Here is a 10097-nt window from a genome sequence, read left to right on the forward strand (position 1 = left end):
ACAAATGGAGACGACACAGCTTCATGATGAAATCGCTTGCGAGGGGAAGAGGGGTTATGGATGCGAAGATGGTCGACCTTTGCATGTTGTGCCTTTATTGCCGGGACGGTTGCAGGGGTGTCCGGTTGTGGACAAGGGCCAAATGTAGGCAATCACCAGTCCGGCACCATCACGATTACCGAGATGGATTACTATACATCCACACAAGGCGCACTGATGCAAACGTTGATTGACAAGTATGAAAAACTTCACCCCAACATTAAAATCCAGCGTGAACTCGTTCCAAACGCCACGTATTTGCAAAAAGTGATTCAACAAGCCATGGCCGACGACATGCCGGACTTACTGATGCTCGACAATCCCAACCTACCAGAAATTGCGAGCACAGGCGTTTTGGTGCCGCTGCAACAACTCGGCCACATCGACACGGAGAATTTCGCGAAGGGTTCTATCAGCGAAGGAACATACAACCATACGTTATACGGGCTGGCGAACGCGAACAATACCATCGCACTGTTTTACAACAAACAAATGTTTCAACAGGCGGGCATTCAGTCGCCGCCAAAGACTTGGGCACAGTTGCGCGTTGATGCGAAAAAGTTAACACACGGTTCCGTGTACGGGTTTGCATTTTCAGGGGCAAGTGGTCTTGGTAATGTCGCGTGGCAAACTGAACCTTTCTTGTGGACTGCAGGTGGAGACCTCGACGCACACATCGATTCACAAGGCTCCCGCGATACGCTCAATTTTTTGAAGTCGTTGGTCGATGACGGATCGATGCCACAGGCGGTTGTCAATTGGGATCAGCAAGACGTCCAGAACCAGTTTCAAGAGGGCAAAGTGGCGATGATGATTAACGGCCCGTGGATTGTCCCGACGCTGCAGACGATGAAGGGACTCGATTATGGGATTGCAACTGTTCCAGTTCCCAAATTAGGGGACCAGGTTATTGCGCCATTGGGAGGGGAAGAATGGACCATTCCAAAGACAAACATGGTTTCAGAACAGGCAGCCTTTGCGTTTCTCAAATGGTTGGATGATACCAAGGCTCAGCAGATTACGTGGGCAGAAGAGTCCCAAGAAGTGCCGGCGTACACACCTGTAGCACAGCAGGTGGTGAAGAAGTACCCGTACCTGCAGAGCTTTGCGACAGAAGTCGAGCACGCGCGGGCACGAACGGCAGATTTGGGCGTTCACTATCCGAAAGCGGTCGATATTTGGGGAAGCGCGGTGCAAAGTGTGCTGACGGGGGCCTCTTCCGTCGATGCAGCGCTTCGAAAGGCGCAGCAGGAGACACAGCAAATGCTTCAATCAAGCGATTGACGACCAGTGAAGGATTGCGTGTTCCGGATGAACGCCTGATTGGCTTGGAAGGGAAGGGGAGGGAGACAAATGCTCTCTGAATCAAGTACGCCGTCACGCGCGTTTCGCATGGCGCGGTATAAACGAGCGTGGTTCCTGGTTCCACTTGCCGTGTATCTGCTCGTCATGTTTGGTTACCCGTTGTACTATAGCATCGTTATTAGCTTTCAGCATTTGAACCAAATCACCGTCATCCGCGGCCACGCGCCCTTCAATGGCGTCGTTAACTACATCGCAGCCTGGTCCGGCTCCGGTATTTGGCATATCGTCGCCAATACGATTGAGTTCACCGTATTGTCTATCATCTTTCAATTTGTCATCGGGTTGCTGCTTGCGTTGCTATTCAATCGAAAGTTCCCGGCGAATGGGTTTCTCCGCGCCCTCATCCTGGTTCCGTGGTTAATTCCCCAGTTGGTTTCTGGAACCATCTTCAAATGGATGTTCGATTCAACGGACGGTATCATCAACGAAGCTCTTCTTGGGTTACACATTATCCATCACCCCATCTCCTGGCTATTGCATCCGCAATCGGCGCTAATTGTCATTATCATCACAAACATCTGGATTGGTATCCCCTTTAATATGGTGTTGATTTACAGCGGACTCAAGGATGTGCCGCAGGAGCTTTATGAAGCCGCGCAAATCGATGGTGCAGGTAAGTGGAAGTCGTTTCTCCATATCACGGTGCCGAGTGTGCGCACGGTCTTCGCCATTGTTTTGATGTTGGGGCTCATTTATACCCTAAAGGTCTTTGACATCGTGATGACATTGACCGGTGGGGGGCCCGAGAACGCGACGCAACTCTTATCGACTTGGTCTTACACGCTGTCCTTTACCAACTTCGACTTTGGCCAAGGGGCGGCAATTGCCAATGGATTAATTGTCATCGCGCTGTGTTTCACTGCTGTGTACCTCTGGTTCAACAAGCGCGCACTCGATTGAGGGAGGTGAAGTTGTGAGCACGAATCGAAGGGCATTCGGGCAAATGGGGTATCTGGCAGTTGCAATCGTGTGTGTGGCTATCCTTATCTTTCCATTATATTGGACGGTCGTGTCTTCCCTAAAGACGCAGATGCAGCTCTTCTCTAGTCATCCGTCTATCATCCCGCAAACCCCACAGTGGGGGATATATGCGAATGTGTTTCTGCAGCAGTGGCCGCACCTAATTACGAGTCTCATCGTCGCGTTCGGCTCGCTCATCTTGGCGTTGTTGATATCGGTTCCGGCCGCCTATGCCTTGGCTCAGTTTCGAACAAAAGCGGTGCCGGTTTTTTTATTGGTCCTGTTAATTGTTCAAATGATTCCAGGTATTTCTTTGGCAAATGCCCTGTTTATTATCTTTCATAAAGTTCACTTGTTGAACAACTACTTTGGGTTGATGCTGGCCGATACCACGTACGCGGTACCATTTTCTGTATTGATTTTGCGCGCTTTCATGATGTCCATTCCAAAAGAGTTAATAGAAGCAGCAAAGGTGGACGGCACCGGTGATACAGGCGCATTTATCCGCGTGGTGCTACCCATTATCAAGCCTGCGCTCGTCACTGCGTCGTTATTCTCCTTTTTGTTCACGTGGTCGGATTTTCTATTTGCCGTCACCATGACGACCAGCACCCGCATTGAGCCCGTGACTGTCGCGATTTATCAGTACATCGGTACGTATGGTTCAAATTGGAATCAACTCATGGCGTTCGCTGTGATTGCATCTATTCCGGCCGCCATTTTTTTGATTGTTTCGCAGCGGTACATTACTGCGGGAATTTCGAGTACAGGTTTAAAAGGGTAATTTTGATGGTTGCCCACCACTACAGTAAAGGGAGTGCATCGCGATGAAATTAGGCGTCTTTCAGGTATTGTTCCGAAACCGTTCATTTGAGGAAATGTTGGACTATATTGCGGCAAGCGGTCTCAAGGCGATAGAAATCGGGGTCGGTGGTTACGTCGGCAAACCGCATTGTGACGCATCGAAGCTGTTGTCTGATGCACAAGCACTGCGCGACTTCCGGCAGCAATTTGAAGCGAGAGGGCTGGAAATTAGCGCGCTGAGTTGCCATGGTAATCCGCTGCACCCCAATCAGGAATTGGCGACGCAGTTTCATGAGGAATTTCAGAATGCAGTTCGTTTGGCAGAACAACTGGAGGTACAGAATGTCGTGACATTCTCCGGCTGTCCAGGGGAATCTGATTACTCCTTGAATCCTGTTTGGGTTACGTGTCCGTGGCCTGACGATTTTTCGCGCGTCGTGGAGTGGCAATGGACGGAAAAGGTTATTCCATATTGGCAGGAGCAGGCAAACTTTCTTGCGAACCACGGGGTTCGCGCTGCCATCGAACCTCATCCGGGGTTCTGCGTGTATAACACGGAAACGCTTTTGCGGTTGCGAGACGCTTGTGGCGAGTCGATTGGCGCCAATTTTGACCCGAGCCATCTTTTCTGGCAAGGGATGGATCCCGTCGAGTGTATCAAAACACTTGGGCGCGCGGGCGCGATTTATCACTTCCACGCGAAGGATACCGCCGTGGACGGGCGCAATACAGCGCTCAACGGTGTGTTAGATACGAAGTCGTACCGCAATTTGGCGGACAGGTCGTGGGTTTTTCGTACGGTAGGCTATGGCCACGGCGAACAGATGTGGCGCGATATCATCAGTGCACTACAACTGGTGCACTACGATGGCGCCATCAGTATTGAGCACGAGGATGGCCTCATGTCGATTGACGAAGGCTTTCAGAAAGCCGTCCGCTTTCTTCAGGACTTGTTGATTGACGAGCGTGTCAAAGACATGTGGTGGGCTTAATTCGGTATCCGTAGAACAGAGGAGGAGAAATGTGAATGGCAAAACACAAGGTGCTTGTTGTCGGATGCGGGAGCATGTCGAATACGTGGCTTGACTATGTAGCGCAGCGAGCGGACGCAGAAGTGGTCGGACTCGTTGACGTTTATGAAGAGACGGCCATCGCGATGGCAGAGAGGCGAGGCCTCCATGTTCCCACGTTTCACGATATCGAAGATGCACTCTCGGCCACCGACGCCAACTTGGTGTTCGACATCACCATTCCGGATAGTCACAAGCAGGTGGTGACAACGGCACTCCACGCAGGTTGCCACGTGTTTGGCGAGAAGCCGATGGGGACGTCCATGGCAGATGCCGCCGATATGGTACGGGTTGCTCGCACATCAGGTAAACGTTATGCCGTGATGCAAAATAGACGTTACCTCAGACAAATTCGTGCGGTGCGCGCCGCTGTGAACTATGGTGCAATTGGCCGCCTCGGCGCACTCTACGCCGATTTTTTCATCGGCGCCCACTTTGGCGGGTTTCGGGATGCAATGGACAATCCACTAATTCTCGATATGGCGATTCACACGTTTGACCAGGCCCGTTTCATTTCCGGCGCAAAGCCAGTTTCTGTATACTGCCAAGAGTTTAATCCCCCGGGGTCTTGGTACCAAGGAAACGCCGCGGCAATCTGCATTTTTGAGATGAGTGACGGAACGGTGTTCTGTTATCGGGGTGCATGGTGTACAGAAGGATTTCCAACTTCTTGGGAATCCGACTGGCGGGTGACGGGGAGTGAAGGAACCATTCTGTGGGATGGTCGCAATGATCCGATTTGCGAAGTCGCTTTGCTCGACCGCGAACCCACAGGACTCCACCGCGAGACGCGGACTGTGGAAATTCCAGTCGCTTGGAGTGGACGTGAAGGACACTGGGGCTGTCTGGACGAGATGTTTGACGCATTGAATGAAGGCCGCCCCGCGGAGACCGAGTGCACCGATAACATCTACAGTGTTGCCATGGTGTTCGGTGCGATTGAGAGCGCACGGATTGGACAGAAAGTATATTTGCGCAATTTGGTATGATTCGCATGACCCAAGCAAACATCGGCCGATCCGCTAAATACACGGTGGATCGGCCGAATCCATTCGTTCTTCATCGTTCCTTCGCGAACACCATCTGCTGGCGAGTGGTATTTATGGCGATGAAGTCATTACCTCTAAGGTCTGCAAAACGCGCGATGCGTTCATCACGTCTGCATAGCGCGCGTTGAGATCTGTTAAGGCGCTAGCTTGTATCGTCTGGTTTCGGTCCCCCACCGCTTCTTTCGGAATAATCACGCGCAACCCCCGTTGGATACCATCCACCGCGGTGGCTCGAATGCTACCACTGGTCGTCGCACCGACGAGAATCACGGTGTCGATTTCATTTTCCTCAACGAAACGTTCGATGGGTGATTTGTGAAAGTTTGTGATGTAGGGCGTGTCGCTGATAATACTGTATGAATAGTCGGTGAGTTCAGGGTGAATCTGGATCCATTTTTTGTCCTCTAACGCGCAAATCGACGGAAATTTTTGCCCCCACAACTGTGAACTGAGATTGGTCGGATCATAGATTGTGCGGGTGAAGGTGACCGGAATGTTCCTCCCTATACATAACTCAATCAGCGCCTTGGTCGTTTCGACTTGTTTGTCTAGTTCAATGGCGAGACGAGAATTTGGGTCTGTAAACGCGGCGACGAGATCTCGAACCATCAATAATGGTCGCCTGCCAAAGCCGAGTTGTCCAGAAAATCCTTCCTGTGTATACAACAGCTGAACTTCGTCAAAGATATATCGACGCTGCCCACCGGGTGTATACACGACTTTCAGCCCGTACCCCTCGACAACGCCGTCCTTCTCTAAACGCCGAAGCGTGCTAGGTGATACGCCGAGGAGCTTAGCTGCCTGTGATATATTCAACATATTTTGCATGCTAAGCATCGCCTCCAGAAGGTTATTACTTGTCATCTGACAATGTTGATCAATTCCTGTAACCATTTAACATGTTGGCCGCTGGAATGTCCAATCAATATTTGATGCAGTTTGCATCCAAGATGAGAAATATATGTAAATATAATTTACATAAATCGTCTCTGGAACGGAATGTTTTGTGAGGTGCTTCTGTGGACTTATCTTATATACCTCCCTGAAATGATTCTGTCAATTTAGATAAACCGTATTGACACGCAACAAAACTTATCATATGATAGCTTTAGTTATTTTTGGGTGGTTTTTATGAAGGTACACGATTTGAGGAGGTGAAATTCAACCGCTTTACGTGTTAGATAATTTAACTCAATAGCTATGTAACGAAACGCCTAAATCCACATAATTTGTCCTTCGCCTTTACGTTGCACAATGGGTACAGATTTTGAAATCAAAAATACGGTTTTGTGTCTGACACCGCATGGTTTCCTAGATGTTGGAAAGGTTATTTCTCCCTTTTTGTATTACTGATCATTTGGTACAACCGAAAATATTTGCAAGTGAAGACTGTTTAATCGAAACCTGGAATGAATTCGCTTACACTGGCCGGCGGTGAAGGATGGCGTTGTCCATTGTCTGGTCAACAGCGATACGAGAATGAGCCATCTAGAATGAAATTAAGGAGACAGCATATGAGCACAACACAGGAAGCGGAGGTATTTTTTGCAGAGCGAGGGTTCGGTCAACCTTTCGAACTTGGTGAGAAACCAGCACTTATCGTCGTAGATGTCATCGTGGGGTTTACAGATTCAAGTTTACCGATGGGTTCTGACCTCTCGTTTCAAATAGAGCAAATGAATCGATTGCTCGACTTTGTTCATGCCCATCGTATACCCGTGTACTTTACCACGATAGCGTACGATGCATCGATGTCGGATGCAGGGATTTGGGCGCACAAGATGCAAGGTCTTGAAACGCTGGTAAGGGGGACACGCACCGTTGAACTCGATGCCAGACTTCACGTGAAAGATGAAGATGCCTTATTGACAAAGAAGTTCGCTTCTGCGTTTTTTGGGACGGATTTGGTGTCGCGACTCATCAACGATCATGTGGATACGGTGTTGGTTACCGGATGCACCACAAGTGGGTGCGTACGTGCGACGGTAGTCGATGCGTTACAGTACGGATTTAAACCGATTGTGGTGGAAGATTGTGTTGGAGATAGGTGGCCAGACTCCCATCGTGTCGGTCTCTTTGATATGCGTCAAAAATATGCGGACATCGTAGATTGTAACACCGTACTCACACAGTTGGCACAACGCTATGAGCACGCCGCAAAGGCATAGGGACATAGAGGAGGATGTTTGATGAGTAGTGCAGTGAAATTGTTGCCCATGTTCCGAGAGGAACTCAGGATGTGTAAGGTTCGGCCCGGTGAAACGGTTGGCATTCTGACTCAAGGCCTTGAACGACTAGATTACGCACAAGCCTTTAGTGCAGCTGCTACCGAACTCGGGGCGAAAGTCTTTCATGTCGATTTGCCGTCTCCACAAGCGGCCGGGGACGTGGAGTGGCGCGTGGGACAAACGGGCCTGGGCGACCATCCGTTGGTTGTAGAGGCGTTTAAGCAGTCTGATTTGCTTATCGACCTCGTCTTCCTCCTTTTTTCCAAGGAACAGCTTGCTATCCAGGCGGCGAACACGCGCATTCTCTTGTGTGTCGAACCTCCAGAAACCTTGATGCGGATGTTCCCCAAGGAAGATGATAAGCGGCGCGTTTTGGAAGAAAAACGTATGCTCGAACAGGCGAAAACGCTGCGCTTTACGAATGACGCGGGGACAGATGTCACATATGAATTGGGGCAATATCCGGCTGTTGCCGAGTATGGCTTCGCAGACGAGCCAGGCCGTTGGGATCACTTTACAAGTGGCTTTGCCTTTACAGGTGGCAATGATGATGGGGTAAATGGTGTGGTCGTGCTTCAACAGGGCGACATTGTCTTTCCGTTTAAACGTTATGTCCAGGAACCGGTTCGCTTCACAATTCGCAAGGGGCGCGTGGTGAGTGTTGAAGGCGGTTTTGATGCCAAGCTTATTTCTGAATACATGAAGAGCTTTGACGACCCGAACGCTTATGGAATTTCTCACATCGGATTTGGATTAAATGAACGCGCTCGCTGGGATGCGTTGGTGACCGAGACGCGTGGAATTGGCATGGATGGTCGGGCTTTCCTCGGCAATGTTTTGTTCTCTACCGGGCCGAATGCGGAGATTGGCGGCACGAACGACACGGCGTGTCACCTAGATATCCCGATGTGCAACTGCTCCCTGTGGTTGGACGACACACTGATTGTTGATAAAGGTGAAATTGTCATTCCTTCGTTACTTCCTAATGGAGTAGTAAAGGAAACGCTATAAATTTGTGTACGATTGTCAGCTATGAGATCTACCACATGGAGTAATGCATGTGCTCGATTGGTAGACGTTGTAATTTGATTGAGGTAATGATACACACGGACTGGAGGAAATCACTTTGCCAGAAAAGAAGATGGAAAGCCGTTTACTAAACACTGGCGATGTAGAGCTGCACTTATTGACCTCTGGCTCCCCAAACGGGGTTCCGTTGGTGTTTCTCCCTGGGATTACAAGCCTTGCCAAGTCCTTTAATGGCATCGTTGAACGCTTGCCCGACTCTTATTACTGCGTGTCGGTAGACATGCGTGGCCGTGGACGTTCGACACACGTGAAAGATCATTATCGGATGAGTGACTATGTCAGCGACGTCCTGGCAGTGGTAAATTTGCTCATTGATAACCCTATCTCGCCCATTCTTGTAGGACACTCCATGGGGGCGCGCGTGGCTGCAGCGTTTGCCACTCGGTATCCCAAATTGGTGAGTGGCATCGTTCTTGTCGATCCGCCCATTCACGGTCCTGGGCAACGCGACGAGTATCCAACACCACTCGATACTTTCCTCTATCAAAAGCGTCTCGCAGACAGTGGTCGTCGGGAAGCGTTTCAGGCGCAGTTTCCAGGCCTCTCGGAAATGCTGGTTCAGCTGCGGGAGGAAGAGTACCAAAATGTGTGCGTAGAGGCCATTGTCCAGTCGTATGACGCCTTCTTTACCGAGCCGTTCCACGTCTACGTGAAGGCGCTAGACTGTCCTACGTTGTTATTGGCCGCAGAGCTCGGTGGTACCATTTTGGATGAAGAATTTCAATTGCTAAGTCGACTTAATCCCGCTATGGAGGCGATACGGGTTCCTGGAGTTGGTCACATGATTTACAAGGACGACCCGGAACGCTTCACGGATTACGTGACACAATTTGTTGATAAGCTAGCACCGTGACGTTGCATTCAGACGTAAAACATAGAGATTTGCTGGACTTTCTAAACTACTGCAAAGGAAGGGTTTGAATGAAAAATTCACCGACTATCTGTATCATCGGCGCTGGTATCGGCGGTGTCACATTGGCAAGAACACTTCAACAAAGAGGGATTCCTTATCATTTGTTTGAACAGGCGCCACAATTTGGGGAAGTAGGAGCGGGGATTCAAATGACCCCTAACGCCGTCAAGGTTCTGGAACAATTGAAACTTGGGGACGAGTTACGCGAAGTCGGCTTTTTGCCCGAAGCGATGGTTGGACGGGATTGGCATTCAGGTAAGGAATTGTTCCACACGCCGCTGAAAGGCGTCTGCCCAAGTCTGTACGGAGCAAATTTTTATCATGTGCATCGGGCTGACTTGCATGCAATTTTAACGGAGGGATTGTCAAAAGACTGTATCACGTTTAATACGAGGTGCGTTGCGATAGATTGGGATCAAGAAAAACCTGTTGCGCGATTTGATGACGGGAGCAGTTTTGAAGCAGATATTGTTTTGGCCAATCCATAATGGCCGAAAGTTGACTGAATTGCCTGTCCAGGAGTTGACGTATATCATGTCCTTATCCTAGGAATGGAAAAGGACGTCTCCTTTTGCGTTGC

At 49.8% G+C, this 10097-nt stretch carries 10 protein-coding genes; 9 read left to right on the forward strand and 1 reads right to left on the reverse strand.

Going from position 1 to position 10097, the window contains the following annotated elements; all coding sequences use genetic code 11:
* The first annotated feature begins 60 nt into the window (after positions 1-60).
* The 5 genes from J3482_RS12960 (at position 61) to J3482_RS12980 (ending at position 5227) form a co-directional block, all read left to right on the forward strand.
* Positions 61-1323 (forward strand): ABC transporter substrate-binding protein, encoded by a 1263-nt coding sequence (locus J3482_RS12960; protein WP_206922504.1) that lies wholly within the window; start codon positions 61-63, stop codon positions 1321-1323.
* Positions 1324-1392: 69 nt separating this feature from the next.
* Entirely contained in the window at positions 1393-2304 is a 912-nt protein-coding gene (locus J3482_RS12965) for a carbohydrate ABC transporter permease (protein WP_236018218.1), read from the forward strand.
* Positions 2305-2317: 13 nt separating this feature from the next.
* Complete coding sequence (locus J3482_RS12970; protein WP_206916087.1) at positions 2318-3148, forward strand: carbohydrate ABC transporter permease; 831 nt, start codon at positions 2318-2320, stop codon at positions 3146-3148.
* A gap of 43 nt (positions 3149-3191) precedes the next feature.
* Positions 3192-4160: a sugar phosphate isomerase/epimerase family protein gene (locus J3482_RS12975; protein ID WP_206922505.1), complete on the forward strand. Its 969-nt coding sequence runs from the start codon at positions 3192-3194 to the stop codon at positions 4158-4160.
* 35 nt (positions 4161-4195) lie between these two features.
* Positions 4196-5227: a Gfo/Idh/MocA family protein gene (locus J3482_RS12980; protein ID WP_206922506.1), complete on the forward strand. Its 1032-nt coding sequence runs from the start codon at positions 4196-4198 to the stop codon at positions 5225-5227.
* A 111-nt stretch (positions 5228-5338) separates the two neighbouring features.
* Here J3482_RS12980 and J3482_RS12985 read toward each other — a convergent pair whose 3' ends face one another.
* Positions 5339-6115: an isochorismatase family protein gene (locus tag J3482_RS12985; protein ID WP_223204192.1), complete on the reverse strand. Its 777-nt coding sequence runs from the start codon at positions 6113-6115 to the stop codon at positions 5339-5341.
* 686 nt (positions 6116-6801) lie between these two features.
* Between J3482_RS12985 and J3482_RS12990 the strand changes: the two genes are divergently transcribed.
* From J3482_RS12990 to J3482_RS13005, 4 genes are all read left to right on the forward strand, one after another.
* Entirely contained in the window at positions 6802-7455 is a 654-nt protein-coding gene (locus J3482_RS12990; protein ID WP_146823704.1) for an isochorismatase family protein, read from the forward strand.
* A gap of 21 nt (positions 7456-7476) precedes the next feature.
* A complete protein-coding gene (locus J3482_RS12995) occupies positions 7477-8526 on the forward strand; it encodes a 2,5-dihydroxypyridine 5,6-dioxygenase NicX family protein (protein WP_188332292.1) in 1050 nt (349 codons plus the stop codon).
* Between the two features lie 115 nt (positions 8527-8641).
* Complete coding sequence (locus tag J3482_RS13000; RefSeq protein ID WP_223204191.1) at positions 8642-9457, forward strand: alpha/beta fold hydrolase; 816 nt, start codon at positions 8642-8644, stop codon at positions 9455-9457.
* Positions 9458-9525: 68 nt separating this feature from the next.
* Entirely contained in the window at positions 9526-10005 is a 480-nt protein-coding gene (locus J3482_RS13005; RefSeq protein WP_206922508.1) for an FAD-dependent oxidoreductase, read from the forward strand.
* Positions 10006-10097 lie beyond the last annotated feature (92 nt).

Origin of the sequence: Alicyclobacillus suci, from assembly GCF_017329615.1 — a bacterium.
Classification (GTDB): domain Bacteria; phylum Bacillota; class Bacilli; order Alicyclobacillales; family Alicyclobacillaceae; genus Alicyclobacillus; species Alicyclobacillus suci.